Source organism: Brucella cytisi (assembly GCF_038433355.1).
In the GTDB taxonomy this organism is placed as follows: Bacteria; Pseudomonadota; Alphaproteobacteria; order Rhizobiales; family Rhizobiaceae; genus Brucella; species Brucella cytisi.
Window position 1 is genome coordinate 42516 of sequence record NZ_JBCAUP010000027.1, and the last position, 26866, is coordinate 69381.

Below are 26866 nucleotides of genomic sequence, written 5' to 3' on the forward strand. Positions count from 1 at the left end.
TTTGTCAACAGCCCTATGAATTGTGCCTATTGCACTGATCTCGCAATTGGCGGCACAATCCGACGTCCTTTGCTCAAATTCATTTGCTTACAAATATAATAACGGGGAGCGAATATGCGCCGTAAAGGCTTGCTGGAATTCGGGAGAAACAGAACGCTTTACGGCCTGTTTCTGTTCTGCGCGATCTGCGCCATTGCGGGCAGTCTCATGAGCTATAGTGGCGAGGATTCCGCCTGGCGCTGGCTGCATTATCTGACCAAGCCAACCGCAACCCTGCTGCTGCTCGCCGCCGTCCTTTGCGCCGAACGCCCCAAATCGAAATCCTATGGCTTTGCCGTCGCCTTTGGTCTGGCTTTTGCAGCACTCGGGGACTTTTTCCTGATGTTGCCCGGCGATTATTTCATGGCGGGCCTGATCTGCTTTCTCGTCACCCATTGCGCCTATATCTATGCGCTTTGCCGCCATACGCGCTTTGCCGCGCATAAAGGCGTTTTCGTCCTTTTTGCCATCGCGGCCTTGGCCATCATAGCAGGCCTCTGGTCGTCGCTGCCGACGTCGATGAAGATCCCGGTCGTCATCTACTCCGCAGCGCTCGGCATCATGGCGGCGCAGGCGATGAGCCGCGCGCTCAGCACCGAGCCAGAAACGCCACAGCGCTATGCCGCATGGCTCGCGGCAGCAGGCGGCCTCTTCTTCATGGCAAGCGACACGCTGCTTGCTTATGGACGCTTCAGCCTCGACATTCCGCTGAACGGTCTGTGGGTGCTTGCAACCTATTATGCTGCGCAATTCCTCTTTGCCCGTTCAACGGAGGATTTTGCCTATGACAACTGAAGAACAGGCATTGCAGCTCTCATTCGAGCGCCTGCGTCACGCATGGCTTGAAGACCGCCCTGCCTATGAGCAGCGTCTGGACGACCTGAAGCGCCTGCGCGAGCGGCTCGAAGCAAGACTGGATGAAATGGCGAAGGCCATCAGCGCGGATTTTGGTAATCGCTCGCTGCACGAAACCCTGCTCGGTGAAGCCAGTGTCGTCTTTGCCGAAATCGATGATGCCCTGCACAATCTCAAGCGCTGGATGAAACCGAAACGCCGTAAGGCAGGCTGGAAAATGTGGCCCGCCAAGGCGGAAATCCGTTATGTTCCGCTCGGTGTGGTGGGGATCATCGCGCCGTGGAATTATCCGGTCAATCTGGCCTTGGCGCCGCTTGTCGCGGCAATAACAGCTGGAAACCACGTTTTCCTGAAACCGTCCGAACACACACCGCGCACCGCCGAGTTCCTGCAAAGCCTGCTTGCCGATGTGTTCCCGGAGGATCGTGTTACCGTGGCGCTTGGCGATGCTTCCCTGTCAGCACAATTTGCATCACTGCCATTCGACCATCTCTTTTTCACGGGCTCCACTGCTGTCGGGCGCAAGATCATGGCGGCGGCGGCACCAAACCTGACCCCGGTGACGCTTGAGCTTGGCGGCAAGTCACCTGCCATCGTCAGCGAAAACGCCAATCTCAAACGCGCCGCCCGAGCGATCGCGACGGGAAAATTCTTCAACGCGGGGCAGACCTGCATCGCGCCTGACTATGTTCTGATCCATCACAGCAAGCGCGACGAATTCGTGAACCTTCTGCGTGCCGAAATGCAGGCACGTTACGGCAGCGCATCAGCGGAAAAAGACCGCACGACGATCATCAACGATGCTCAGGAAGCGCGACTGTCGAAACTCCTGGCCGATGCCGCAAACAGGAGCGAGGCCGTCGTTGAGCTTCCGGCAGGCTCCGAACAGCCGCGATCAATGGCGCCTGCGCTCGTGCTGGAACCTGCCGCCGACAGCACGATTATGCAGGAGGAGATTTTCGGTCCGCTTCTGCCGATCATCAGCTATCGCCTGCTCGACGATGCAATCGGCTTTGTTCTCAAGCTTGACCGTCCGCTGGCGCTTTACTGCTTCAGCGATAACACTGCAGAAATTGAAATGATGCTCAGCCGTATCGTTGCGGGCGGCGTCTGCGTCAACGACACGCTCTACCATTTCGCCTGCAGCAGCCTGCCATTCGGCGGGGTGGGTGCAAGCGGTATGGGCCAGTATCATGGCCATGACGGTTTTCTGACCTTTTCCAAGGCAATGCCCGTCCTGACCAAATATGCCCCGGCTCCGAGCGACCTCATCAAGCCGCCCTATACCGGCCTCACTGACAGGCTGATCCGTTTCATTGCAAGATGAGGTTGGGAACTATGCCAACATCCTCCGCGTTCGGATATTGAGATCGCCTGATTGTGTAGGGAATTGCTATTCAAACAGAGATACAATCTGACTATATAAAGACTGATCGCCGGTTCATTTCTCCGGTATAGCCATAGTCTTTCAGAACAGAATACCTGACAGGTGAAAAACGGGTGCTGAAAAAGAAAGAACCAAACCGGATATCGAAGTCCATCCTGACTGCTATCCGGAACAGGCCGGGTTTCAGGCCGCTCAACGCCAATATTACCGGCGGTGATATCGTCATTGCATCCTACAATGTCCACAAATGCATCGGTATCGACAAACAGTTCAACCCGCAGCGAACGGCTGAAGTCATCAGTGAAATCGACGCGGATGTGATTGCCCTGCAGGAAGCCGACAGGCGTTTCGGCGAGCGTTCCGGCCTGCTTGATCTCGGCCTGCTTGAGCGCCGCCATGGGCTCGTTCCTGTCCCCATTACCGCGACAATGCCCAAGGGCCACGGCTGGCACGGCAATGTGCTTCTGTTCCGTGAAGGCGTGGTGCGCAATGTGCAGCAGCTCAAGCTTCCCGGTGTCGAACCGCGCGGCGCTCTGGTCGCAGACTTGCAGTTTCCGGCAGGGCCTCTTCGGGTGATCGCCGCGCATCTTGGCCTTCTGAAACGCTCCCGCGAACAGCAGGCCGAAAGCATTCTTACCGCCTTGCAGGAAGCCGATACGGTGCCGACCCTGCTCATCGGCGACCTCAACGAATGGCGCATCGGCAAGCGCTCGTCGCTCGCTGCCCTCATGCCGACATTCAACCATGTCGCCACAGCAGTCCCGAGTTTCCCGTCGCGGTTCCCGGTTTTTGCGCTGGATCGCGTGCTCGGAGCACCGCACAATCTCGTCACATCGGTTGAAGTGCACAACACGCCACTGGCGCGCCTGGCATCCGATCACCTGCCCGTCAAGGCACATCTTGACCTCAAATCGGCGACGAACCTGCTGGAAGAATTCAGCCCGGAAATATTCACGAGCAGGACGGGATAACTCTCAGAGATAAGGCGAACCCAGCCATATAATCCGGTCCAGCAGACGCTCCAGAAATGGCCTGTTCTTGAGACGCGCTAGATTGACCTCGCGGCTACCCTCGATCACCTTGCCGATGCGTTCTTCCACCTGACGCGCCACGTCGCGGTCGAGAATTTCAAGATCGACCTCGAAATTCAGTCGCAGCGAACGCGGATCAATATTGGACGATCCGACATAAGACCAAGCACCGTCGATGGTCATCAGTTTCGAATGATTGAAAGCGCCGCCTGCCCGCCAGATGCGGCAACCATCCTTCAACAGCTGGTCGAACTGCGCGCGCATGGCGCGATCCACCAGCTTCAGATTGTTGACGCCCGGCACGACGATATCGACTGACACGCCGCGCCGCGCCGCCGTCACCAGCGCGCTGATCAGTTCACGGTCCGGCAGAAGATAAGGCGTCATGATGAGAATATGCTGCTCGGCAATCGAAAAAGCGCCCATCATCATGCGCTGGTTGGTTTCCACGTTCTTGTCGGGGCCTGACCCGACGACACGCACCAGCGTTCCCGTTCCCGGCGGGTTTTCCGGCGGCGCTATCTTCCATGCCTCGCCGGTCAGAAGTTCGCCGGTCGCAAAGCGCCAGTCTTCGGATGCAATATGGAAGAGATCGGCAATCGCCGGACCTTCAAGCTTGAAATGCGTATCGAAGGCAACCGCTTTGCCCGCGATCGCACGCACGAAACCCGCTCTGATATTCATGCCGCCGGTAAAGGCGATCTTGCCGTCAACAATGAGAATTTTGCGGTGGGTGCGCAGGTTCGCATAAGGCAGGCGCAACCCGATGATGATGTTGCCGTTGAACACATCGACGGCAACACCCTTGTCCTTCAAAAGCTTCACGATGCTCGGAAAGGAATAGCGCGCGCCGACAGCGTCGACCAGCACCCGCACTTCCACACCGCGCTTGACCGCATCACCCAGAGCATCGGCAAATTTTTCGCCGATGGCATCCCGGTCGAAAATATAGGTTTCCAGCATGATGCTGCGCTCGGCCCTGCCTATCGCGTCGAGCATTGCCGCGTAAGCTTCGTCCCCTGTTTCCAGCATCTCGATGCTGTTGCCGCTGGTGAAATCATAGAGGCTGACAGCATCGCCCAATATCTTAATCGCCCCGAACTGGCGTCCGAAGGCGGCGCGCACGAGGTCGTTCGTCGTATCGAAATGCGACAGGTGATAGAGCGCGATCTTGCCCATATTGGCGCGCTGGTGGGTGAGCGTCGACCGCCGGATACGGTTCACTCCCGCAATGGCATAGACCACCGCCCCGACGATGGGCGACAGCACGATCACGCCTACCCAGCCGATGGCCGTGCGTACCTCGTCCTTCGTCATCGTCGCGTGAATGGCGGCAATCGCGCCCAGAACGCCCGACAGAACGAACAGGATATGCGGCCAGTAGTGGGAAACGAGATCGAACATCACATGAACTTTAAGCGGAAAACGACTGCAATAGCAAAGAGATATAATGCGCGGTCGAGCGAACGAACAGAGTAGATAACGATGATCCCACCCGCCTCGCACAAAAGCTGGTCAAATCCCGGACATGCCTTATATTGCTCACGAGGCATGAAAATTTGAGGGACGTCTCATGGCAACAGCTCATAATGATTTCGACCGCCCGACCTTTCCAAAGGAACTTTCCAGCAAATGGGGGTGGTTCGTCGCCCTAGGGGTCGCACTTCTGATCCTCGGAGGCATCGCCTTCGGTAACCTCGTTCTGGCCACCGTAGTCTCGGTCTACTATGTCGGCCTGATGATGCTGATTGGCGGCGTCATCGAGATCATTCACGCCTTCGGCGTCAAAACATGGGGCAGCTTCTTCTTCTGGCTCCTGAGCGGCCTGCTCTACACGGCAGCTGGTATCGTCGCCTTCATCAATCCGGTGCTGGCGGCTGGCGTGATGACCTTCCTTCTGGCGGCAGCCCTTCTCGGTTCCGGTGCTTTCCGCATCTGGCTCGGCTTCAAATCGAAACCGTCCGCCGGTTGGGGCTGGATCGTCGCAGCCGGTGTCATCACCATGCTGCTCGGTCTCATCATCGCCATGCAATGGCCGGTCAACAGCCTGTTCATTCTTGGTCTTTTCCTGGCGATAGACCTGATCTTCCAGGGCTGGTCCTTTATTGCCTTCGGCCTTGGCATCAAGAGCCGATAAACATCACAGATCACCGGCAAAGCGGCGCGCACTGCGCCGCTTTTTCATTTGAACTCGACCTTTCGGCCAAGTCCTGCTAGATGCTCCCCAACATCTTCGCGGCGCGCTTTCACGCGCAGCCCAACGTTTCGCCATCACGAGTTTCTTCATGCCCGCTGACCATCCCGTTTCCAAGCGCCGCACATTCGCGATCATCGCGCACCCGGACGCCGGTAAGACCACGCTGACCGAAAAGCTGCTGCTGTTCGGCGGCGCCATCCAGCTCGCCGGTGAGGTGAAGGCCAAGAAGGACCGCATCCAGACCCGTTCGGACTGGATGAACATCGAGCGCGACCGCGGCATCTCGGTCGTCACCTCGGTGATGACCTTCGAATACAAGGACTGCATCTTCAACCTGCTCGATACACCCGGCCACGAAGACTTTGCGGACGATACCTACCGCACGCTGACTGCCGTGGATTCCGCCGTCATGGTCATTGACGCCGCCAAGGGTATTGAGCCGCGCACGCTGAAGCTGTTCGAAGTCTGTCGTATGCGCGACATTCCAATCGTCACCTTCGTCAACAAGATGGACCGCGAAGCGCGCGACCCGCTCGAAATCCTCGACGAAATCGAAGAAAAGCTGGCGCTCGACACGGCCCCGATCACCTGGCCTATCGGTTCAGGCAAGAGCTTTGCAGGCACCTTCGACCTGCATAACGACACGATGCGTCGTCAGGACAATGAAGAGCAGCCAACCAAGGTCAGCGGCCCGGAAGAAGCCGCCGCACTGCTGCCTGAAAACGAACGCGAGGCATGGCTCGAAGGCGTGGAACTGGCACGCGGCGTCTGCCGTCCGTTCGACCTCGCCTCCTTCCGCGAAGGTCATATGACGCCGGTTTATTTCGGTTCGGCGCTGAAGAATTACGGCGTGCGCGACCTGATCGAAGCTTTCTGCGATTTCGGCCCCTCACCCCGCGACCAGCAGGCCGACACGCGCATGGTTGGCTCCACCGAAGACAAGATGACCGGTTTCGTGTTCAAGATTCAGGCCAATATGGACCCGAACCACCGCGACCGCATCGCATTCCTGCGCGTCTGCTCGGGCAAGCTGTCGCGCGGCATGAAAGCAAAGCTGGTGCGCACCGGCAAGCCAATGAGCCTGTCTGCGCCGCAATTTTTCTTCGCACGTTCGCGCCAGATTGCCGACGAAGCCTTTGCGGGCGACGTGGTCGGGATTCCGAACCACGGCACGCTGCGCATCGGCGACACGCTGACCGAGGGTGAAGATATCCTGTTCCGTGGCGTGCCGAACTTCGCGCCAGAAATCCTGCGCCGCGTGCGTCTGGACGACGCCATGAAAGCCAAGAAGCTGCGTGAAGCGCTGCAACAAATGGCCGAAGAAGGTGTCGTACAGCTCTTCGTGCCTGATGACGGTTCTCCAGCCATTGTCGGCGTCGTCGGCGCTCTTCAGATCGACGTTCTGACCGAACGCCTGAAAGTGGAATATTCGCTGCCGGTCGGCTTTGAAATGTCACGCTTCTCGGTCTGCCGGTGGATTACGGCAGATGATCCGGCCGAACTCGACCGTTTCATCGCCTCGCATCGTGCCGATATCGCCCATGACCTCGATCACGATCCGGTCTTCCTTGCCCAGAACGGCTTCTCTCTCAATTACGAAGCCGAACGCTGGAAGGATATTCGCTTTGCCACCGTCAAGGACTATCAGGTCCGCGACAAGGCCTGATGCGGTAAGGTGATATGACCGATCCTGTTCTGACTGCTCTCGATTTGCCCGATGCACTGCTGCATCGGCTTGCCGGTTATAGCAGCCAGCAGGATGAGCTTGGCCGCTCGACCGCCAATGTCCTGCTTCTCGATCATGACGAACATGAACCGCTCGTTCTGAAAATCGAACCGGCAAGTACCGTCAGCGAACTCGCCGATGAATGTGCTCGGCTAGAATGGCTCGCAACGCAGGGATTGCCTTGCCCCAAGGTCGTCGCTTACGAGACGCAGGCCGACCACCACTTTCTTTTGATGACGCGCCTTGCCGGATCGGACCTCGCCTCATCTGTCGGCACTCTCCCGGCGGACCGCATCGTCTCTATTCTCGCGACAGCTTTGAAGGCGCTGCACAGCGTCGATCCCGCCGCTTGTCCCTTCGACCACCGGCTGGACCGTCGCATTGAAGACGCGCGCAAGCGGGTCGAAGCCGGTGCCGTCGATGAAGATGATTTCGATGACGAGCGCGCAGGCCGCAGCGCCGAAGACCTGTTCACCGAACTTTGCCGCCTGAAACCGTCACAGGAAGATGTGGTCGTGACTCACGGCGATGCTTGCTTGCCAAATTTCATGGCCAGCGAATGTGCATTCACCGGCTTTATCGACTGCGGCAGGCTCGGCCTTGCAGACCGCCATCAGGATCTCGCACTAGCCTGCTGGAGCATTCGCTACAATCTGGGCGACGAATGGGTACAGCCTTTTCTCGACATTTATGGCGGCCCGGCAATCGACGAAACGAAAATTGCCTATTACCGTTTGCTGGACGAGTTTTTCTAAACCGGCATCGCCCAAAAACGCTTAGCCTTTCGTTTCCAAAAGCCGCTCAGCAATCTTCTCCGCCAGTTTTTCAGCCACTTGTTCCTTGCTCATTTCCGGCCATTCCTCGATGCCGGAACGGCTTAGAACGCGGACATGATTGCGGTCGCCGCCCATGACGCTGCTGCCATCCGGCGCATGCGAAACATCGTTGGCGACGATCCAGTCCGCGCCTTTCTTCTCAAGCTTGGCTCTCGCGTTTCCGGCCACGTCCTGCGTTTCTGCTGCAAAGCCGACGACGAGGCCGGGACGCTGGTCGCTATGGCCGACACCGGCCAGAATGTCCGGGTTCTCGACCATGGCAAGCGTCGGCGCGCTTTCACCGGGTTTCTTCTTGATCTTCTGTCCGGCTTCATTGGCCGTGCGCCAGTCGGCAACCGCTGCAACCATAATTGCCGCATCGGCAGGAAGATGCCGCTCCACAGCAGCCTGCATTTCACGCGCCGTCTCGACATGAATGACATCGACGCCTTCGGGGTCAGGAATGGTGACCGGGCCAGACACCAGATATACCGTCGCGCCAAGCCGCGCCAGCGCCGCCGCAATAGCGTGGCCCTGCTTGCCCGACGAACGGTTGGCGATATAGCGCACCGGATCAATTGGCTCGTGCGTGGGGCCGGACGTCATGACAATGGTTTTGCCTGCAAGTGGCTTTGCCTGCGGAGCAAGCAGGTTCTCGATTGCCGCGACAATCGCCAGTGGCTCGCTCATTCGTCCGGTTCCGGCTTCACCGCTTTCCGCCATCTCCCCCCTCTCCGGGCCGATGAAGCGAACGCCGTCTTTTTCGAGCGTCAGACGATTGCGTCTCGTCGCGGGATTGTCCCACATGGCCGGGTTCATGGCAGGCGCAACAAGCACTGGAACTTTGCGCGCCAGCAGAACAGCGCTGGCCAGATCGTCGGCAAGCCCGTTCGCCATCTTCGCCATCAGGTCCGCGGTCGCAGGCGCGACGACGATCAGGTCCGCATCGCGGACAAGCCGGATATGCCCGACATCCTGCTCGTCCTCACGCGAGAACAGATCGGTGAAGACATGATCGGCAGAAATTGCGCCAATGGTCAGTGGTGTCACGAATTGCTGCGCTGCAGCCGTCATCAAGGGGCGCACATGCGCGCCACGTTCACGCAGACGGCGGATGAGGTCCGGCGTCTTGTAGGCGGCAATGCCACCACCGATAATGAGAAGAATGCGCTTCCCGGCCAGCGACGCACCCGTGCCGGGAGACACTGCAACAGCCTGCGGAGCTATATCCTGCCCGGCCAACAGAATGCGTGCTTCCTCTTCCATGGAGCGCCCGTTCTGCGCTGCCCTGACACGCAGCCGTTCCTTGGCGTCATCATCGAGATTACGGATGGTAATGCTGGCCATTTGATTGCACCCGCTTGTTACAAGTGCAATCATTGAAATCACTTTAGAAGGTAGATGTCACCTTAAAAGTGATCCTACAACCAAATATAAAGCTTAATCGCTATCGCTGCGAGCGAGACCGCAATCACCACCTGCGCGATGCGACCCCAACGTGAGTGGCGCGCTTCAGCCCGGCCGATAGCTTCTGCCGTCGCTTCGTCAAAGCGCAATCCGTTCGCTGCCATATCGTCCAGAGCAACGGAAACACGTTCCACACGCGCAACAAGTTCCGGCGTCTTGCGCGTGAAATGCAGCAGCGAATAAGCGCTGTCCTTCGCATCGGCAAGCATACCTTGCGGTCCGAGATTCTTGGCGATCCAGTCGCCCACCACCGGTTCCGCAGCCTTCCACATGTTGAAATGCGGATCGAGCGTACGCGACACACCTTCGACCACAACCATTGTTTTCTGGAGCATCAGAAGTTCCGGTCGGGTCTCCATATCGAAGAGCTCGGTCACTTCGAACAGCAGCGTGAGCAGCTTGGCCATGGAAATGGTTTCCGCCGGCTGGCCGTGGATCGGTTCGCCAATGGCGCGAATGGCCTGTGCAAAGCTCGCCACATCATGTGTGTGTGGCACGTAACCTGCCTCGAAATGCACTTCCGCCACGCGCATATAATCACGCGTGATGAAGCCATAGAGAATTTCGGCAAGGAAACGCCGCTGCTGCTTGTTGAGCCGCCCGGTGATGCCGAAATCGACCGCAACGATAATGCCTTGCGGATCAACGAACAGATTGCCCGGATGCATGTCGGCATGGAAAAAGCCATCGCGCAGCGTATGGCGCAGGAAAGACTGGATCAACGTTTCGGCCAGTTTCTTGAGATCAAAACCGGCGGCGGCCAGCGCCGAAATATCCGACATCTTGGTGCCGTCGATCCATTCGAGCGTCAGCACATCGCGACCGGTGCGCTCCCAGTCCACCTGTGGAACGCGGAACCCCGCATCGCCCTTGATGTTCTCGGCAATTTCGGAAAGTGCCGCCGCTTCCAGCCGCAGATCCATCTCGATGCGGGTGGTCTGCTGCAGCGTCTCGACAACCTGAACCGGACGCAGGCGGCGCGTAAACGGAACATGACGCTCCTGCATGCGCGCGACCATGTAGAAACCTTCAAGGTCGCGGACGAAACGCTGGCGCACGCCCGGACGAATGACCTTGACCGCAACCTTCTGGCGCGTTCCGTCTTTCATGATTTCAGCCGGGTGAACCTGCGCCATCGACGCCGCCGCTATCGGCGCATCGAAATGCAGGTAAAGATCGTCAATCTTGCGGCCAAGCGAACCTTCGATAGCAGCAACCGCGTCGACCTGCGGGAAGAAGTCGAGCCTGTCCTGCAAAAGTTCGAGATCCGCAGCGACATCGCGCCCGACAATATCGGGCCGTGTTGCCAGAAACTGGCCGAGCTTCACATAGGACGGACCAAGCTTGTTCATGGCCCGCGACATACGTTCGGAACGCTGCATGTGGCGTGCGCGCGGACGCGCCAGAAGACCGGCAATCTTGTGTCCGAATGCCGGAAGGCCAGAGAGCCCTTCCACCGGCAAGGCGCTGATAACGCCTTCACGTGTCAAAACCCATCCGGCCCGCATCAGCCGGAAAGCGGCGGATAGATTACTCATGCCCCGATGCCCCGTTCCTGACCCCAACTCACCACAGGCACAATCAAAGCTTCCAGCCGGAATGCAGCGCGGCAATGCCACCAGTGAAATTGCGATAGCTCACGCGCTCGAAACCAGCCTTCTCGATCATCACGGCAAAATCCTGCTGCTTGGGGAATTTGCGGATTGATTCGACCAGATAGCTGTAAGAATCGGCATCGCCGGTAATCATCTTGCCGATACGCGGAATGGCGTGGAACGACCACTGGTCGTAAACCTTGTCGAGAACCGGCAGTTCAACCTCGGAGAATTCGAGGCAAAGGAAACGACCGCCCGGCTTCAACACGCGATAAGCTTCGGACAGCGCCTTGTCGATATGTGGAACATTGCGAATGCCGAACGAAATCGTGTAAGCATCGAAGCTCGCATCTTCAAATGGCAGCTCTTCGGCACTGGCTTCAACAAATTCGAGATTGTCGGCAAGGCCCTTCTTGATCGCCCGTTCACGACCGACGCCGAGCATCGAGCCATTAATATCAAGAATGGTGACATGGGCCTGACGACCGGAAGCCTCCACAATGCGGAAAGCAATATCGCCGGTGCCGCCTGCAACGTCGAGCGAGGTCCAGCCGGGGCGCTTCGACGGCGCCAGCCATGCGATCATCGCATCTTTCCAGACGCGATGCATGCCCGCCGACATGAGATCGTTCATCACGTCGTACTTGCTGGCGACCTTATGGAAAACGTCGTTGACCAGACCCTGCTTTTCGCTTTCGTCAACCGCCTTGAAGCCGAATGAATGCTCCATGCCACCTTGTGCGCCCACGCGGTCCGCATTGCCGTTCTGCTGGCTCATAGCTCATCCTGCTTTTGAATATTAAGACGAAAATGATTTCCGTAATGCATATAAAGCTTGTGCCAGACGATACAAGCAGAGACCGTCCTCCACTACCCCTTTTGTGATCCGGCACTTGTGAACTGTCTTGCGTTAGCGTTTAAAAATGGCCAAAGAGACATAAAACTGTGTGTGCGCGCTTGGCCCGGCGTTTTCTCCGGCGCAAACTGCCGCTAAAGTCAAAAAGATAACAAGAAAAGTGGAAAGATCATGGGCGTTACAGTCGTCAGCCATCCGCTTGTCCAGCACAAGCTCACCATCATGCGCAAGAAAGAAACGTCCACAGCCAGCTTTCGGCGGCTGCTGAAGGAAATATCGCTGTTGCTCTGCTATGAAGTGACACGCGATCTCGAACTGACCACCATGCCGATCGAAACCCCGTTGATGCCAATGGATGCGCCGGTCCTTGAAGGCAAGAAGCTTGTCTTCGCCTCGATCCTGCGCGCAGGCAATGGCCTTCTCGAAGGCATGCTCGATCTGGTACCCGCCGCGCGCGTCGCCCATATCGGCCTTTATCGTGATCACGATACGCTGCAGCCGGTCGAATATTACTTCAAGGCGCCGGAAGACATCGTCAACCGCCTCATCATCGTGGTCGACCCGATGCTCGCCACCGGACATTCGGCAATTGCAGCCATCGACAAGTTGAAGGAACGCGGCGCGACCAATATCCGCTTCCTCTGTCTGCTGGCTGCACCGGAAGGCATCAAGCGCTTTACCGAAGCCCATCCGGATGTCGACGTGTTCACGGCCTCCATCGACGAACGTCTCGATGAAAAGGGCTATATCGTTCCTGGTCTCGGCGATGCCGGCGACCGTATGTACGGTACGAAGTAAGCATTAACCCGCGCCTGCTATCATGCCTGGAAACGGGGGCAGTATGGCGCGGGTTTTAACGATCCTTCTGGTATTTGCGGGACTGGCAATTGCCTTCCCGCTTCTGTTTGAAAAACTCGGGCAACAGCCTAAAGCCGGTTCAAACACATCCGCGACAGCTTCGAGTGCTCCTTCGCAAAACCCCGCCGCCTATAGCGGACGCCGCACGCAGATCACACCGGACAGTCGTGGCCATTTCATCACGGACATAAAAATTGCCGGGCAATCCCTTCGTGCAATGGTGGACACGGGGGCGAGCGTGGTTGCGATCAACACAAACGCTGCACGACGCATCGGCCTGTCGCTCAAACCCGATGATTTCAAATATCGCGTCTCGACCGCCAATGGCGAAACCCTTGCTGCATCCGCCATCCTGCCCAGCATCGAAATCGGACGCATTCGAGTTGAGGATGTGGAGGCCATGGTTCTGCGCGACGATGCCTTGTCCGACACACTTCTCGGTATGAGCTTTCTGAAACGTCTGCGTCACTATGAAGTTTCAAACGGCGTACTCGTGCTGACGCAATGATGTGATACCGTACTTCCGATATGGATCGAAAGCGGCTAAACCCCGCTGATCACCGACGCCCAAATACCAATGGAAGCCAGCCATGACACCGGACCAGCGCCTGACCGAGCTCGAAATTCGCGTAGCCCAACAGGAAAAGACAATCGACGAGTTGTCATCCGTTCTGGCCGAACAATGGAAAACCATAGACCGGCTTTCCAAGAAACTCGGCGCCTTGACCGACCGCTTTCTGGAACTGGAAGAACAGACTGCTCCGGACGTACCGGTCACCAAACCACCGCACTGGTAACACCATGCTTCACATTGCCTCCCTCGCCGACCGCCCCGATCTCGTGCCCATTTGTGCCGCGTGGAACCATGCGGAATGGGGCGAATTTAGCGGCTCCACCCTCGAACAGACCGTCAAGGCTTTTAACGACATCTCCCGCGAAGACGATGGGCAGATAGCGCGAGTTGCCCTCTGGAACGAACAACCCGCCGGTCTTGCCCTTCTGATCCACAACGATCTGGAAACACATCCACATCTGAAGCCATGGGTGGCAAGTGTGTTCGTCGCGCCTGACTATCGCAGTAAAGGCATTGCCAAAGGTTTGGTTGGCGCCATCGAGGATGCCGCGCGGGAACTCGGCTATGCGGAAGCTTATCTTTACACAGAAAAGCCCGACCTTTACCGCCAGATCGGCTGGAGCGATTTCGAGCATCTGGAAGGCGACTATGCCGGGATGCTGATCATGAAAAAGAAAATCGCGCGGTAAGGACCGCGCGATCTGTTGATTACAGCCCGCTTATTGGGCCAGCGGGATCGGGCAGCTCACGCCAGTGCCGCGCAATCCGCAATAACCGTTAGGGTTCTTCGCCAGATATTGCTGGTGATAGTCCTCGGCATAATAGAGCTCCGGCGCATCCTCGATTTCCGTGGTGATCGGACCGAGACCACGACCGGCAAGTGCCTGCGAGTAGGCCTCCCGGCTCTTTTCCGCCACGTCACGATCAGCCTTGTCGAAAGTATAGATGACCGAACGATAGGTCGTACCGATATCGTTGCCCTGCCGCATGCCCTGCGTCGGATCGTGCTCCTCCCAGAAAAGGGTCAGCAGCTCATCGAGGCTCACCACCTTCGGATCGTAGACGACCAGCACAACTTCCGCATGGCCGGTCAGCCCCGTGCAGGTTTCCTCATAGGTGGGGTTGGGCGTGACTCCGCCCGCATAACCGACAGCTGTTACATATACGCCTGGCACCTGCCAGAAGAGCCGCTCGGCGCCCCAGAAACAGCCCATTCCGAACAGAACCTGCTTATAGCCTTCCGGCAATGGTCCTTTCAGCGGGCGACGATTGACGAAGTGGGTCGCGGATGTCGGGATCGGTTGCGCGCGTCCCGGCAAAGCTTCATCCGTCGAAGGCATCTGCGTCTTCTTGCGATAGCTGTCCAAGAAACTCATGGTATCCACCTCCTGATTATCGAGCGGTGAAGCGTCCCAGAGGGCGCTCCCGACGATGACCGATTGCATAGAATAAAAGGGCGAGAATGCCGAAAAGAAGCCAACCCGGTTGCTCAAGCAAAGGGATGCAGACGGCATTCCAGGCTCCTGCCCCTATATAGTGTGTCACGAACGTTTCTGCATCGGCCAATGTCTCGGGCGCGTTGCGCGACCACATGGAAAAAAGCGGCTTCGCTATGAACTGCGACGCGCCGACGGAACGCGCGCCGTCAAGGACCGCGAAAATCACCGCCAAAGCCAGAAAAACAACCGCAAAACTACGCAATACAAATCGGATCACGATTCTCTGCCCCGGATTTCCTACCTTGATTTCGACGCCGGTTTTCTGACCGGTCTCCCGAAGATTTGTCTTTTTGATGTTGCTAAAGCATAGCACACAGAACCCGTCAGGCTCAAAGCCAAGCTGGAACACTATTGTACGATTAAAATAAAATATAATAATTTCAGACAGTTATATCATATATATCGCTCTTTGCACAGGCTCTGCGATTTAGACGCAAAAACTTGCAAATAGCTGTTGAACATATGCATTTTCTGGCTATATTCGCGCCGCACCCGCTAGTTGGCGATTAACCAGCGCCTGTTTCGAAAAGCGGTGTCACGTTTGCAGTCAGTTTTCGCCGTGAGACACGGTTTCCCGACAGCAAGGCAGACGGAGAGGTGGCCGAGTGGTTGAAGGCGCACGCCTGGAACGCGTGTATACGGGAAACCGTATCGAGGGTTCGAATCCCTCTCTCTCCGCCATTTTATTTTCCCCACAACAGACGCGAGTTACCTCTTTCAAGACGGTAGACTGGTTATCGCATCCGCAACCCAGGTAGCAAAAAGCCGGAGGTTTGCGCCTCCGGCTGTGATTCTTAATTCAAGCCTTCTTCCGTGAATGCCTTCTGCACGTTCGGGCGGGCCAGCACACGTTCGCGCAGTTTCAGCGCCTTGGGATAGGCGCCCAAATCGAGCTTTTGACCAACGCCCCAACCGATGATCACCGACGCATAAGCATCTGGTTGAGTGAAGTCATCGCCAAGCCAGTAGGGGTTCTTGTCCGACAGCATGGCTTCGAACTGACCCAGACGACGATTGATGTTGGCGATCACCCCCGCCCTCGCTTCCTCGCTCAGGTTGGGCGCGAACAGGCCGCTAAAGGCCGCATGCAGATCCGAGCAGAAGCCCAGCGCTTCCTGCAGGCGTGCGCGTTCGATTGAACCATAGGCGGGCTTGAATGCTGCAACGTCGGAATGATCACCGATATATTGGAGAATTGCCGCGTTCTGCGTGATGACAGTGCCGGGCTTCACTTCCAGCGCCGGAACCGCGCCGCGCGGATTGACTGCGAAATAGTCGCCACCGTCCGCTGTCTTCTTGGCCTTGAGATCCACGGCCTCCAGCTCATAAGGCAGGCCCGCCTCGCTCAGAATGATGTGAGGTGCGAGCGAACAAGCGCCGACCTTGTAGTAAAGCTTCATAAAAATCTCCCATCGGTTTTCGATGAAAGACCTCTATCAATTCTGGTGTGCCCCGCAAGGAATTGGGGATCACAATTCCTTGTGTAATTGCATTGGAGCGTGTTTCGATCAGACTGAATCAGATCGGCGCTCTAGCTGTTTGTTTTGACGGGCAATTTATCAGAAAAGCGATGCGATCCGCTCAGGCTTCGAAGACTGCATTCGTGTCACCACGACCATCTTGTTGAACTCGCCGCGCTTGAAGGCGCGCAGGAAGCGCGGATAGTCCTTGAACACGACACAACCATTGGAATCGCCACGGCGTCCCAGCATGAAAGTATGCGCCAGAAGGCCATCGCGATTATAGCGGTTGTTGCCATCGACAGGCGTGAGGCGGATGGCTTCGACGCCATGGAACAAAGCCTCGCGCATGCGCAGATCATAGGTATGTGGCGGCGTTGGCCCGCGGTTTTTCTGGTTCACATAACGCGGATTGTCGCGCATCGGACCGAGGCCGGAATGGGCTTCAAGGCGCTCGCCGCTCGGCAGGTAAACAGTGGCTGCAGAAATATCGTAAATGGCAACCTTGCTGCGTGCAGCCTGATTGAGAAGCGGGCTGAACAGGCCGGGGCGCGGTTCTTCGGTTGCACCGCTTTCCGGCGCATAGGCGAGTTCGGTCTTGCGGGAGCGGCGCAGCGAAGGCTTGGCGCCCGGCAGCGGCACATCATCGGGCAGGAATGCATCCTGGCTGGCTTCATCCTCTGCGGCCATGTCCGTCTTCTGATCCGGAGCAAGCTGCGGAACAGGAACGGCATTGCCGGTAGGAAGATGTGCCTGCCTTTCAGCGGCGTCCATTTCTTCAGCTTGCGAAAGCGGATCAATCTTGTTGAAGTCCGCCGCTGCGTTCGGTGCGGTCGGCACTGGCGCATAGGCAGCCACAGTCACGCCAGCCGTCGCGACAGGTTGCTCTTGCTCGACACTCGCCACAACAGGCTCGTCGCGCCTGACGCGATCAGCGCGCAATTCGATGAGGGATGCCGTATCAACAGGCTTGTCCTCGATCACGGAATCGGGACCGATGTCAGCAATAATCGGCTCATCGTTTACGTTTTTGGCCCGGTGCCAGTCGAGGTTGGAATAGGCCGCATCAGCAGTGTAGGCATTGATGAAGCTCTGCCTGATCCGCCGCGATGGCGCGATCTTGTGATCGACGACGGCAAGTGCCTGCGGCGCGGTCAGAGAAACACGGCGCATGATCGGGGCGACAGGTGCAAAGGCCGGCACGACCGTTTCCAGCGTGCCGAGCGCGGTCATCATCCAGCTTCCGGCCACAAGTCCCGTCGCGGCGAAAACCGCAACGCGCGTAAAACCTTTGAAACCGAGCGGAAGTCTGATGCCGTTGCTGCGCGGAGCTGCGTAGCCATACACTTCTGTTACACACGCCATGATACAAAATCCGAGTGGAAATCAACTTTCGCGGCACCGCTTTGCATGTCAGTTCGGCAAAAAGACGAACAAGACATGGCAAAGCGGTGACTGGAAGGTCATCTCCAGCATCGTCAATTATGGTAACCAAATCCTTTACGGAATGAAAAAATCCGGTTCAGCTGGCTTCGGAAACCAACTCAAGCGGTCAGCAGATAAGCGCCCTGTTTGGCGCTCGGGAATTCCAGCCCCTCCACCGCAACGCGATTGCGTCCACGGTGCTTTACCCGCATCAGGGCAAGATCGGCACGTGCTGCTGTTTCCCATAATGTTTCAGCGCCGCGCACCATGGCGATGCCGAAACTGCATGTCATCCGGCGGTCTGCAGGCAACATGGGAAAACTGTGTCGGGCCACACGCCCGCAAAGCCTGTCGCCCAGTCGCTCACATGTTTCGGCATCACCCTGGACCAGGAGAACAAACTCCTCGCCACCGACGCGACCAACAATCGTTGTATTTGCTGCTACCGTTTGCAGAATACAGGCAAACTCAACCAGCACCTGATCGCCGGTTGCATGACCCAGCTCGTCATTGATCGACTTGAAGTGATCTATATCCGCGATAATGACCCCATGATCACCACGCTGGGCCTCGGCCAAACGCATAGTCGCATGACGCTCAAGGCCGCGACGATTGAGAACACCGGTCAGCGGATCGGAGTCGCGTTCTGCCTGCAATTCCTTGACCACATCCGAAGTTGTCACCACCAGAAGAACCAGACCGGCAAAGACACCCGCAAAGGCACCGAATATCATGATGCCCTGCCAATAGCGCGAATGAATGAGTTCCGACGGCCGCGTGATATCGGCGGGGAGCCCTAGCGCCATTCCAGCTTGCACATAGAAATGCACCATCAACAACAGCAATGCACCAAACAGCACGCGCTCAATCCAGCTTCGGCGTGCAAGATTGCGCGCTTGAATGCACAGCACAGCCACCAGACTGCCCAGAGTCAGTTGGACAGTGGGCGCAATCCGCGAATAGCTCGTATCATTTGCAATGAAATAGGCCATGGCTCCAAGAAGACCGAGCCCGATCAGCCCTGATGCAAGGCGGGAATAACGTCCGCCCATGCGTATCATCACACCTTCGCAAAGCAGCCAGCCGCCCAAAAAATGGAAAATCGTGGCAATCGGCGAGGTCAGGGCCAGGCGGTCCGAGACCAGCGAGATAGGAACCAGAAGCCCGAAAGCAAAACTGGCGAAGCTCAGGCCGAAAAGCAAAAGATGCCTGCGCTTCGTGTCGAGCATCCAAATGCCTAACATCGTCGCAGCAAACAGCAATACTACCAGCGGCGGCACAAACTTCACGAACAGGCCCTAAATCGGTTGAAAATGAGAATGCTAAAACGCTATTTCAAATTGAACCCAATGTGCAATTACAAACCAGCATCAAAGTCAAGTTGTAAGCTTGCAATATTGATGAACACTAAAACCTAAAAGAGCAACACTGAGAATAAGCGATTGCTAAAAATAAATTGAAAACAACATCATTCAGCGAAAAACTCTTTTCACGCAGTTTTTACCTTCAGATTTATCCCCAGAAGCTTTTCGGCGATCATGCGGCCGATGGGTATGGAAGACGTCGCGGCCGGTGACGGCGCATTACACACATGCAGCATTCTCTCCGTTTCCTTGAAGAGAAAATCATGCACCAGCGTACCGTCATCAAGAACGGCTTGCGCCCGGATTCCGGCGCCCGGCGCACCAAGGTCGGCAAGCTCCAGCGTCGGGCAATATTTGCGGCACTCTTTCAGATAGCGTGTGCGAGACGCGGAATTGCTGAACTCGGATAGAGCCGAGCGCCAGTTCTTCATCGCCATCTTCCAGAAGCCGGGAAACGTCGACATATCCGCGACATCGCCTGCACGGAAACTGCCTTTGTCGTAGCCTTCTCGCGAAAAACCCAGAACCGCGTTCGGGCCGACCGTGACACCACCGTCAATCGTACGCGTCAGGTGAATGCCGAGAAATGGCAGGTCGGGATCGGGGATCGGATAGATCAAATGCTTGACGATATTCGCCTTCGATTTCGGCAAGGTGTAGTATTCACCGCGAAACGGCACGATGCGATGGCTGATATCCAATCCGGCAAGCCGCGCAATGCGGTCTGACTGCAACCCGGCGCAAGCGACCAGCTTGGAAGCGCGCAAGGTCTCGCCATTTGCCGTTACCGTAACGCCTTTGCCATCCTCCCGGATTGCCGTAACCGGCGCCTTGAGCCGCACGACACCGCCGCGCTCAATGATTTCCGCAGCCATCGCCCGCGATATTTTCGCATAGTCAACAATGCCCGTCGCCGGAACGAGCAGTGCCCCGAGGCCTGCAACCGCAGGCTCGACCTTGCGCAAAGTCTGCTGGTCCACATGCTGGAAGGTGATGTCGTTCTGGATCGCGCGCTTGGCGAGCGCCTCCATGCGTTCGACTTCTTGCGAAGAGGTCGCGACCAGAAGCTTGCCGCATGTTTCAAAAGGAATGGAATATTGCCTGCAAAAGGCTTTCGTGGCTTCCGCACCGACCCGGCACAATTGCGCCTTCAATGAACCCGGTTGGTAATAGATACCGGCATGGATGACGCCACTATTGTGTCCTGTCTGGTGGCGCGCGAAATCGCTTTCCTTCTCCAGCAGGATGATCCTTGCGCCCGGCTCCGCTTCCTGCATGGCTTTTGCTGTCGCAAGCCCGACAATGCCGCCGCCGATGACGCAATAATCATAATCTGCCACGAAGTCCCTCCTCATGCCTTTCCCGGCGCAGCGCCCTGCCTTGCTAGCGCTCGACAGGATGATTACCTGTTACTTATACGATTGCGGCCTTGGTTGCAGCACCGCAAAATGGCATTCTTTGCCAAACCCGTTCCCCCATGCGGAGAAGTTCCATGCGCCATCAGTTCGACCTTTTTGCTCTTTCCCCTGCGGAAGGAGAGGAACGGGCAGAACTACGCCCTGCCCGCGCCAAGCCCGGCAAGACGACCGGCATCGATGAAGCGGAAATGGTGCAGCGCCTGAAAGACAGTGGACGCTACCGCATCCTGCAGCGGCTTGATCCGCCACCGACAGTACCGGATGCCGACCGGATCGCCTTTCCGCGACTGGGCGTCGTCGTCGACACGGAAACAACCGGCCTCAATCCCGCGCAGGAAGAAATCATCGAGATCGGTGCAGTTGCTTTCCGCTATGCGGACGACGGCTCCATCGGCGATGTTTGCGCCACGTTCGGTGCGCTGCAGCAGCCATCCAAGCCAATACCCGCTGACATTACCCGTATCACCGGTATTACCGACGACATGGTGAAAGGCCAGACGATCCCGCGTGAGAAGCTGGACGCACTCATCGCCGAAGCCGATATCATCATCGCGCATAATGCCGGTTTTGACCGCCCGTTTCTCGAGCGTTTCTCAATCGCTTTCGCCAACAAGCCTTGGGCCTGTTCGGTCAAGGAGATCGACTGGACCGCACGCGGTTTTGAAGGCACCAAGCTTGGCTACCTGATCGGCCAGAGCGGCTATTTCCATAATGGCCATCGGGCCGAAGATGACTGTCAGGCCCTGCTCGCGGTGCTGAAGGAGCAGTCGGGCGAAACCACGCCCTTTGCCGAATTGCTGAAAGCAAGTCAGCGCGCGCGTATGCGCATCTATGCTGAAAATAGCCCGTTCGAAATGAAAGACCACCTGAAGACGCGCGGCTATCGCTGGTCGGATGGCACGGATGGACGTCCAAAATCATGGTGGACGGAAATCGGCGAAGAGGAACTCGAAGCCGAGCTCGAATATCTGCGCACCGAGATTTATGGATGGCGCGACGCCGATCCGCTGATCCAGAAGCTCACCGCCATGGACCGTTACAAGGAACGGGCACCGCTTCGCCCGAAGAAATAACCGCGCCCACATTCCGAGCGCCTGCCCCATCTCCCTCATCCTGAGGAGGTGACCTGAGCTTGTCGAAGATCACCGTCTCGAAGGATGGGAGATGGCTCCTCGCCCTTCGAGACGGCACTTCGCGCCTCCTCAGGATGAGGGGCAGGATTTGGCAATCATGCAATAACTGGCCACGGCTTTTGCGCTGGCCGCATCTCTTCATAAGCCTTGGCAAGGCGCAGCACACCCAGATCATCGAAGCGCTGGCCGAAAATCTGCAGGCCGATGGGCAATCCTGTCGACGTGTAACCGCAATTGATCGAAATCGCAGGCTGTTCCGACATGTTCATCGCCACGGTGAAGGCGATATGTTCGAACGGGCGCTGCGGATCGTTGACCGGTGATGCCCATTCCGCCGGATAGGTTGCCATCGGAGAGGTTGGCGAAATGATGAAGTCGAAGCCCTTGGAAGCTGCAAGTGCTGCATGGCGCATCGCGTCGATCTGCGCGAAGCCGGAATAGACCTCCTCGCCGTTCAGACCTTCGGCAGTTTCAGTCCACTGATAGATGTAAGGCAGAATTTTGGCACGGTTTTCCGGCGTCATCTTTTTCACATCCGACCAGGAACGTGCGCGCCAGAAACGATCCAGACCATCGATCATGGTGCGGTTCAGGAACGGTGCAATCGGTTCGATGATCGCGCCTGCATCAGCGAAAAGCTTTGCCGCAGCTTCCACGGCAGCTTTCGTTTCTTCGCCAACTTCTTCGCCAAAACCGGCATCCAACCATAGACCGATCTTCAATCCCTTCACATCGATACCGAGGTTCATCCAGTCGATATCCTGCTGAGGCAGGCTCATGCCGTCGCGGCGATCCGGTCTCGACAGAACCGACATATAGAGCGCGCTATCGGCAACCGTGCGCGTCATCGGCCCGGCAACGCGACCGAGAAAGGCCGGATCGATCGGGATACGCCCGAAGGACGGCTTCAGACCGACGAGACCGCACCAGCCCGCAGGCAGGCGAATGGAGCCACCAATATCCGTGCCGATATGCAAAGGACCATAACCGGCGGCACCGGCGCTGCCCGCACCGGCGCTCGATCCACCCGGATTGGTGTTCAAATCCCACGGATTGCGCGCGAGCTTGTGGAAGCTCGACAGGCCTGAAGACAACATGCCGAGATCAGGCATGGTCGTCTTGGCGAGCAGCACGCCGCCAGCCTCGCGGGTGCGCGCCGCAGGCGGGGCATCAGCGACGGCAGGCTTCAGCGGCAGCGCCGCACAGCCAAGCGGAACGGCTGTCCCTTCAGTTGCAATATTTTCCTTGATCGTCAGCGGTACACCGTCGATGGGCCCAGCAGGCTCACCCTTCGCCCAGCGCGCTTCCGAGGCCTTTGCCGAAACCCGCGCCGCATCCGGATCGTAAGCCCAGAGTGCGTTGAGCTTCGGCTCATAGGCTTCGATGCGCGTGATCACGGCTTCCGTGACCTCGACCGGCGAAAGCGACTTCGCCTTATAGGCGGACACGAGTTCAACGGCTGACAAATCGGCTAGATTCGACATTGGATATTTCCTCAAATCACTCAGGCAATTTCAGTGTGGAGCTTGGACGTCGCACGCGCTTGCGGCGACCGGAGAAAGGCTTTGGCACGGCATCAACCAGCGCGCGCGTATAATCATGCCGCGGATTGTCGAAGACCTCATTCGTTGGCCCCTGCTCGACGATATTTCCGCGATAGATGACAGCCACGCGGTCGGTGATGGCGCGCACGACACCAAGATCATGGCTGATAAAGAGATAGGAGAGGCCGAACTTCTCCTGCAAATCCATCATCAGGTTCAAAACCTGCGCCTGAATGGAAACGTCGAGCGCCGAAACCGGCTCGTCCGCGACGATCAGCGCCGGTTTGGTGATCAGGGCGCGCGCAATGGCAATGCGCTGACGCTGCCCACCTGAAAACTCATGCGGATATTTTTCCGCCGAGGCTTTGGGCAACCCAACCGCTTCCAGCACTTCAGCCACACGCTCGTCCCGCTCTTTGGAACTGGTGCCGCTTTCCAGCGATACAATCGGCTCGGAAATGATGCGCTTGACCGTATGGCGCGGATCAAGCGAACCGTAAGGATCCTGAAAGATCGCCTGAAAGCCCTTGCGCGCTTCACGCAGGCCCGAGCGATCCAGCGCATAGATATCCTGTCCGTTGATCAGAATCTGCCCCGATTGCGGGCGTTCCAACCCCATCACGGCGCGGGCCAGCGTGGACTTCCCGGAACCGCTTTCGCCAACAATGCCAAGACTTTGACCTGCTTCAATCTCGACATTCACACCGTGCAGAACGCGCAACGCGCTCGTTCGTGAAAAGAATGATGCGCGCGGCAATTGATATTCGCGCACCACATCGCGCACCTGCAAAATCATGTTGCTCATAACACCACCTCGCCGTCTCGCGGGTGAATACAGGCGGCGCGATGCGCGACGCCGTCATTCTCGGCGATGAAATCCAGCCCCGGTATCGCCCTTCGGCAATCGTCCTGCACGAAGGCGCAGCGGTCGGCGAAGGTGCAATAGGGTGGACGCGCCAGCGGATCGGGCACCACGCCGGGGATGGCGGCAAGGCGCTGGCGCCCTGTGCCATGGTTGCGCACAAGTGCCGCCCCATGTGGAGCAGCCTGGAACAGCCCCCGCGCATAAGGATGCGCCATACGATGGAAGACGGCTTCCGTGCGCCCGGTCTCAACGATGCGGCCCGCATACATGACGGCAATCCGATCAGTCATTTCCGAAACGACGCCGAGATCATGGGTGATCAGCATCAGGGCCGTGCCGGTTTCGTCGATCAGTTCATCCATGAGATCGAGGATCTGCGCCTGCACAGTCACATCGAGCGCGGTGGTCGGCTCATCGGCGATCAGCAAATCAGGCTCACAGGCAATCGCCATGGCGATCATCACGCGCTGGCGTTGTCCGCCGGAAAGCTGGTGCGGGTAAAGATCGAGATTGAAACGCGGTGCAGGCAGCCCCACACGATCCAGAAGCTCGCGCGCCTTGCGCTCCGCATCGGCCCGGCTTTCGCCCAAATGCAGACGGCGACCTTCGGCAATCTGTGCGCCGATGGTCTTGACCGGATTGAGCGCCGTCATAGGCTCCTGAAAGATCATCGCCATGCGCCGTCCGCGCATCCTGCACAGTTCCGCTTCCGGCTTGCTTGCCAGATCCTCCCCGTCGAAACGCAACGTGCCGCGCACGCGCATACGGTCCGGCAGCAGACCCATGGCAGCGAGGGCAGTGATCGACTTGCCGCTGCCGGACTCACCCACCACGCCGAGGCGTTCACCGCGATTGAGCGTCAGCGTGATATCGGACACGATATCCGAGACCTTGAGGCCAATAGGCAATTCAACGGACATATTGTCCATTTCAAGCAAAGGTGTTGTCATCTCTGCCTCCTGACGCGCGGATCAAGCACATCGCGCAATCCATCGCCCAGCATGTTGAGACCAAGCACGGCGAGCGTGATGGCAAGGCCGGGGAAAATGGCGAGCCATGGCGCATCATAAATAAAGGTCTGTGCATCGTTGAGCATCTTGCCCCAGCTCGGCATCGGAGGTTGCGTGCCAAGCCCGACATAGGAAAGGCCCGCTTCGGCAACGATGGCGAGCGCGAACTGGATCGTCGCCTGCACGATCAGCACATGGTTGATATTGGGCAGCACATGCAAAAGCGTGATCGACACATCGCCACGCCCGGCACAACGCGCAGCCTGCACATATTCGCGCTTCCACAGGCCCAGTGATGCGCCACGCGTGACGCGCGCAAACACCGGGATATTGAAAATGCCGATGGCGATCATGGCATTGACGGCGCCGGGCCCGAAAATCGCGGTGATGATGACGGCGGTAAGAAGTGCCGGAAACGCAAAGGCCAGATCGGTCATGCGCATGACAAAGCCGTCCACCATGCCGCCACGTGCAGCCGCAAAAGCCCCAAGCGGTATGCCAATGCCCGCACCGACCAACACGGCGATGATTGACACCGCGATGGAGTTGCGAGCGCCGACCATGATCATGGAAAACACGTCGCGCCCGAAATTATCCGTGCCGAACAGATGGCTGAAACTCGGACCTTGCAACTTGTCACGGAAGTTCATGGCGGTCGGCGAATATGGCGTCCAGACATAGGAGATAACGGCCATCGCAACCAGAATGATCGTGATGAAAGAGCCGACAGTCAGGCTGCGGCTCAGCAGCACTGTTTTGAATACACCCGGCTTCGGGAGAGCCTGCGTTTCACTCATCGGCTGCCTCCCGTCGAAAGGCGCGGATCGATGAAGCCATAGACAAGATCGACAATGAAATTGACCGCGATCACGGAAGCGGCAAGCAGCGTCACCAGTGACTGCACGGTGACGAGATCGCGCTGCGCGATGGCTTGAAACACCAGCCGACCAAGACCGGGCAGATTGAAGACGTTTTCGATGATGATGGTTCCCGCCAGCAGAAAGGAAAATTGCAGGCCGATGATGGTGACAACCGGGATCAGCGCATTCGGCACCGCATGACGCCAGAGTGCTGCCTTGCGGGTCAGCCCCTTGGCGCGCGCGGTCCGCACGAAATCCTCGCCCAGCGTCTCGATGACAGCGGAGCGGGTGACGCGGGCCAGAATGGCGGCAAGCGGCAGCGCAAGAGCAAGCGCCGGCAGGAACAACGAGCGGATGCCGTTCCAGAAGCCGCCTTCCCAACCCGCAAAGCCCGAGGCCGGAAACCAGCCGAGCTGCAAGGCGAAGAGCAGGATCAAAAGCAGACCGAGCCAGAAATTCGGAATTGCAACACCGACCTGTGCCACGCCCATGGAGAGCACATCGCCGGTCTTGCCGCGCTTGGATGCCGCATAGACGCCAACCGGAATAGCAACAGCAACGGACAGGATCATGGAAAGTAAAGCCAGTGGCAGCGTGACCATGATGCGCGGTCCGAGCAATTCGCTGATCGGCACGGAGTATGTGTAGCTCGTGCCGAAATCACCTTTCAGAAAGCCGCCAATCCATTCGAGATAACGCCACCAGAGCGGCTGATCGAGGCCGAGCTGCTTGTGAAGTGCTGCCAGCGTTTCAGGCTGCGCATTGATGCCGAGGATCACCGCCGCCGGATCCCCCGGTAGCACCTGCATAAGCAGAAAGACGATGACGGAAGCCGCAAGCGTCGTAAGCAGAAGCGAAACCAATCGCCCGGATATATAAGCCAGCAAA

At 57.7% G+C, this 26866-nt stretch carries 26 protein-coding genes and 1 tRNA gene; 12 read left to right on the forward strand and 15 right to left on the reverse strand.

Translation table 11 applies throughout. The features are described 5' to 3' along the window. Window positions 1–114: 114 nt before the first annotated feature. The 3 genes from AAE521_RS21535 (at window position 115) to AAE521_RS21545 (ending at window position 3252) form a co-directional block, all read left to right on the forward strand. The gene (locus tag AAE521_RS21535) at window positions 115–834 is read left to right on the forward strand and encodes a lysoplasmalogenase (RefSeq protein ID WP_071632549.1); all 720 of its coding nucleotides are present in this window, start codon (window positions 115–117) and stop codon (window positions 832–834) included. Continuing rightward, the gene (locus AAE521_RS21540; RefSeq protein WP_342062403.1) at window positions 824–2221 is read left to right on the forward strand and encodes a coniferyl aldehyde dehydrogenase; all 1398 of its coding nucleotides are present in this window, start codon (window positions 824–826) and stop codon (window positions 2219–2221) included. Before AAE521_RS21535 ends, AAE521_RS21540 begins: the two co-directional genes overlap by 11 nt. Before the next feature lie 173 nt (window positions 2222–2394). Further along, window positions 2395–3252 carry an endonuclease/exonuclease/phosphatase family protein gene (locus tag AAE521_RS21545; protein WP_342062404.1) on the forward strand — a complete coding sequence of 286 codons (858 nt, stop codon included), beginning with the start codon at window positions 2395–2397 and terminating at the stop codon, window positions 3250–3252. 3 nt (window positions 3253–3255) lie between these two features. Here AAE521_RS21545 and cls read toward each other — a convergent pair whose 3' ends face one another. After that, window positions 3256–4716 (reverse strand): cardiolipin synthase, encoded by a 1461-nt coding sequence (gene cls, locus AAE521_RS21550; RefSeq protein ID WP_071632546.1) that lies wholly within the window; start codon window positions 4714–4716, stop codon window positions 3256–3258. 169 nt (window positions 4717–4885) lie between these two features. On the opposite strand from cls, the gene AAE521_RS21555 reads away from it, so the two are divergent. The 3 genes from AAE521_RS21555 to AAE521_RS21565 all read left to right on the forward strand — a co-directional run bounded on the left by AAE521_RS21555 (window position 4886) and on the right by AAE521_RS21565 (window position 7990). Then, window positions 4886–5449, forward strand: coding sequence for an HdeD family acid-resistance protein (locus tag AAE521_RS21555; RefSeq protein ID WP_010659388.1), 564 nt, complete (start codon window positions 4886–4888; stop codon window positions 5447–5449). Window positions 5450–5597: 148 nt separating this feature from the next. Next, on the forward strand, window positions 5598–7175 hold the full coding sequence (locus tag AAE521_RS21560) for a peptide chain release factor 3 (protein WP_010659387.1): 1578 nt from the start codon (window positions 5598–5600) through the stop codon (window positions 7173–7175). Window positions 7176–7189: 14 nt separating this feature from the next. After that, on the forward strand, window positions 7190–7990 hold the full coding sequence (locus tag AAE521_RS21565; RefSeq protein ID WP_342062405.1) for an APH(3')-II family aminoglycoside O-phosphotransferase: 801 nt from the start codon (window positions 7190–7192) through the stop codon (window positions 7988–7990). 21 nt (window positions 7991–8011) lie between these two features. Here AAE521_RS21565 and coaBC read toward each other — a convergent pair whose 3' ends face one another. The 3 genes from coaBC to ubiE all read right to left on the reverse strand — a co-directional run bounded on the left by coaBC (window position 8012) and on the right by ubiE (window position 11890). Continuing rightward, entirely contained in the window at window positions 8012–9397 is a 1386-nt protein-coding gene (gene coaBC / locus AAE521_RS21570; protein ID WP_342062406.1) for a bifunctional phosphopantothenoylcysteine decarboxylase/phosphopantothenate--cysteine ligase CoaBC, read from the reverse strand. Window positions 9398–9471: 74 nt separating this feature from the next. After that, the gene (gene ubiB / locus AAE521_RS21575) at window positions 9472–11055 is read right to left on the reverse strand and encodes a 2-polyprenylphenol 6-hydroxylase (RefSeq protein WP_029929369.1); all 1584 of its coding nucleotides are present in this window, start codon (window positions 11053–11055) and stop codon (window positions 9472–9474) included. 43 nt (window positions 11056–11098) lie between these two features. Continuing rightward, on the reverse strand, window positions 11099–11890 hold the full coding sequence (ubiE, locus tag AAE521_RS21580) for a bifunctional demethylmenaquinone methyltransferase/2-methoxy-6-polyprenyl-1,4-benzoquinol methylase UbiE (RefSeq protein WP_071632544.1): 792 nt from the start codon (window positions 11888–11890) through the stop codon (window positions 11099–11101). 249 nt (window positions 11891–12139) lie between these two features. Here ubiE and upp point away from each other — a divergent pair, with 249 nt between their 5' ends. The 4 genes from upp to AAE521_RS21600 all read left to right on the forward strand — a co-directional run bounded on the left by upp (window position 12140) and on the right by AAE521_RS21600 (window position 14089). Then, window positions 12140–12766: a uracil phosphoribosyltransferase gene (gene upp, locus AAE521_RS21585; protein ID WP_006467614.1), complete on the forward strand. Its 627-nt coding sequence runs from the start codon at window positions 12140–12142 to the stop codon at window positions 12764–12766. A gap of 43 nt (window positions 12767–12809) precedes the next feature. After that, window positions 12810–13334, forward strand: coding sequence for a retropepsin-like aspartic protease family protein (locus AAE521_RS21590; protein WP_342062407.1), 525 nt, complete (start codon window positions 12810–12812; stop codon window positions 13332–13334). A gap of 82 nt (window positions 13335–13416) precedes the next feature. Further along, on the forward strand, window positions 13417–13623 hold the full coding sequence (locus AAE521_RS21595; protein ID WP_071632542.1) for a SlyX family protein: 207 nt from the start codon (window positions 13417–13419) through the stop codon (window positions 13621–13623). A 4-nt stretch (window positions 13624–13627) separates the two neighbouring features. Then, window positions 13628–14089, forward strand: coding sequence for a GNAT family N-acetyltransferase (locus AAE521_RS21600; RefSeq protein ID WP_071632541.1), 462 nt, complete (start codon window positions 13628–13630; stop codon window positions 14087–14089). 30 nt (window positions 14090–14119) lie between these two features. Here AAE521_RS21600 and msrA read toward each other — a convergent pair whose 3' ends face one another. Both msrA and AAE521_RS21610 read right to left on the reverse strand, forming a co-directional pair. Further along, window positions 14120–14776, reverse strand: coding sequence for a peptide-methionine (S)-S-oxide reductase MsrA (gene msrA / locus AAE521_RS21605; protein WP_342062408.1), 657 nt, complete (start codon window positions 14774–14776; stop codon window positions 14120–14122). 16 nt (window positions 14777–14792) lie between these two features. Beyond that, window positions 14793–15116 carry a hypothetical protein gene (locus AAE521_RS21610; RefSeq protein ID WP_071632590.1) on the reverse strand — a complete coding sequence of 108 codons (324 nt, stop codon included), beginning with the start codon at window positions 15114–15116 and terminating at the stop codon, window positions 14793–14795. A gap of 374 nt (window positions 15117–15490) precedes the next feature. Here AAE521_RS21610 and AAE521_RS21615 point away from each other — a divergent pair. After that, window positions 15491–15580, forward strand: a tRNA-Ser gene (locus AAE521_RS21615). A 113-nt stretch (window positions 15581–15693) separates the two neighbouring features. On the opposite strand, the gene gst is transcribed toward AAE521_RS21615, so the two are convergent. The 4 genes from gst to lhgO all read right to left on the reverse strand — a co-directional run bounded on the left by gst (window position 15694) and on the right by lhgO (window position 20488). Then, on the reverse strand, window positions 15694–16299 hold the full coding sequence (gene gst / locus AAE521_RS21620) for a glutathione transferase (RefSeq protein WP_342062409.1): 606 nt from the start codon (window positions 16297–16299) through the stop codon (window positions 15694–15696). A 159-nt stretch (window positions 16300–16458) separates the two neighbouring features. After that, on the reverse strand, window positions 16459–17724 hold the full coding sequence (locus tag AAE521_RS21625) for a tlde1 domain-containing protein (protein ID WP_342062410.1): 1266 nt from the start codon (window positions 17722–17724) through the stop codon (window positions 16459–16461). A 179-nt stretch (window positions 17725–17903) separates the two neighbouring features. Next, window positions 17904–19073, reverse strand: a complete 1170-nt coding sequence (locus tag AAE521_RS21630) for a GGDEF domain-containing protein (RefSeq protein ID WP_071632513.1) — start codon at window positions 19071–19073, stop codon at window positions 17904–17906. A gap of 200 nt (window positions 19074–19273) precedes the next feature. After that, complete coding sequence (lhgO, locus tag AAE521_RS21635; protein WP_342062411.1) at window positions 19274–20488, reverse strand: L-2-hydroxyglutarate oxidase; 1215 nt, start codon at window positions 20486–20488, stop codon at window positions 19274–19276. A gap of 152 nt (window positions 20489–20640) precedes the next feature. Between lhgO and AAE521_RS21640 the strand changes: the two genes are divergently transcribed. Next, the gene (locus AAE521_RS21640; RefSeq protein WP_342062412.1) at window positions 20641–21639 is read left to right on the forward strand and encodes a 3'-5' exonuclease; all 999 of its coding nucleotides are present in this window, start codon (window positions 20641–20643) and stop codon (window positions 21637–21639) included. A 155-nt stretch (window positions 21640–21794) separates the two neighbouring features. Here AAE521_RS21640 and AAE521_RS21645 read toward each other — a convergent pair whose 3' ends face one another. The 5 genes from AAE521_RS21645 to AAE521_RS21665 are packed head-to-tail and all read right to left on the reverse strand — an operon-like array spanning window position 21795 to window position 26865. Continuing rightward, window positions 21795–23183, reverse strand: a complete 1389-nt coding sequence (locus AAE521_RS21645; protein ID WP_342062413.1) for an amidase — start codon at window positions 23181–23183, stop codon at window positions 21795–21797. A gap of 16 nt (window positions 23184–23199) precedes the next feature. Then, window positions 23200–24048: an ATP-binding cassette domain-containing protein gene (locus AAE521_RS21650; RefSeq protein ID WP_071632509.1), complete on the reverse strand. Its 849-nt coding sequence runs from the start codon at window positions 24046–24048 to the stop codon at window positions 23200–23202. Continuing rightward, the gene (locus tag AAE521_RS21655; protein ID WP_342062414.1) at window positions 24045–25058 is read right to left on the reverse strand and encodes an ABC transporter ATP-binding protein; all 1014 of its coding nucleotides are present in this window, start codon (window positions 25056–25058) and stop codon (window positions 24045–24047) included. The genes AAE521_RS21650 and AAE521_RS21655 overlap by 4 nt, the downstream gene beginning before the upstream one ends. Continuing rightward, window positions 25055–25915 (reverse strand): ABC transporter permease, encoded by an 861-nt coding sequence (locus AAE521_RS21660; protein ID WP_071632507.1) that lies wholly within the window; start codon window positions 25913–25915, stop codon window positions 25055–25057. Before AAE521_RS21660 ends, AAE521_RS21655 begins: the two co-directional genes overlap by 4 nt. Beyond that, the gene (locus AAE521_RS21665) at window positions 25912–26865 is read right to left on the reverse strand and encodes an ABC transporter permease (protein ID WP_071632588.1); all 954 of its coding nucleotides are present in this window, start codon (window positions 26863–26865) and stop codon (window positions 25912–25914) included. Before AAE521_RS21665 ends, AAE521_RS21660 begins: the two co-directional genes overlap by 4 nt. Window position 26866: the final 1 nt, after the last annotated feature.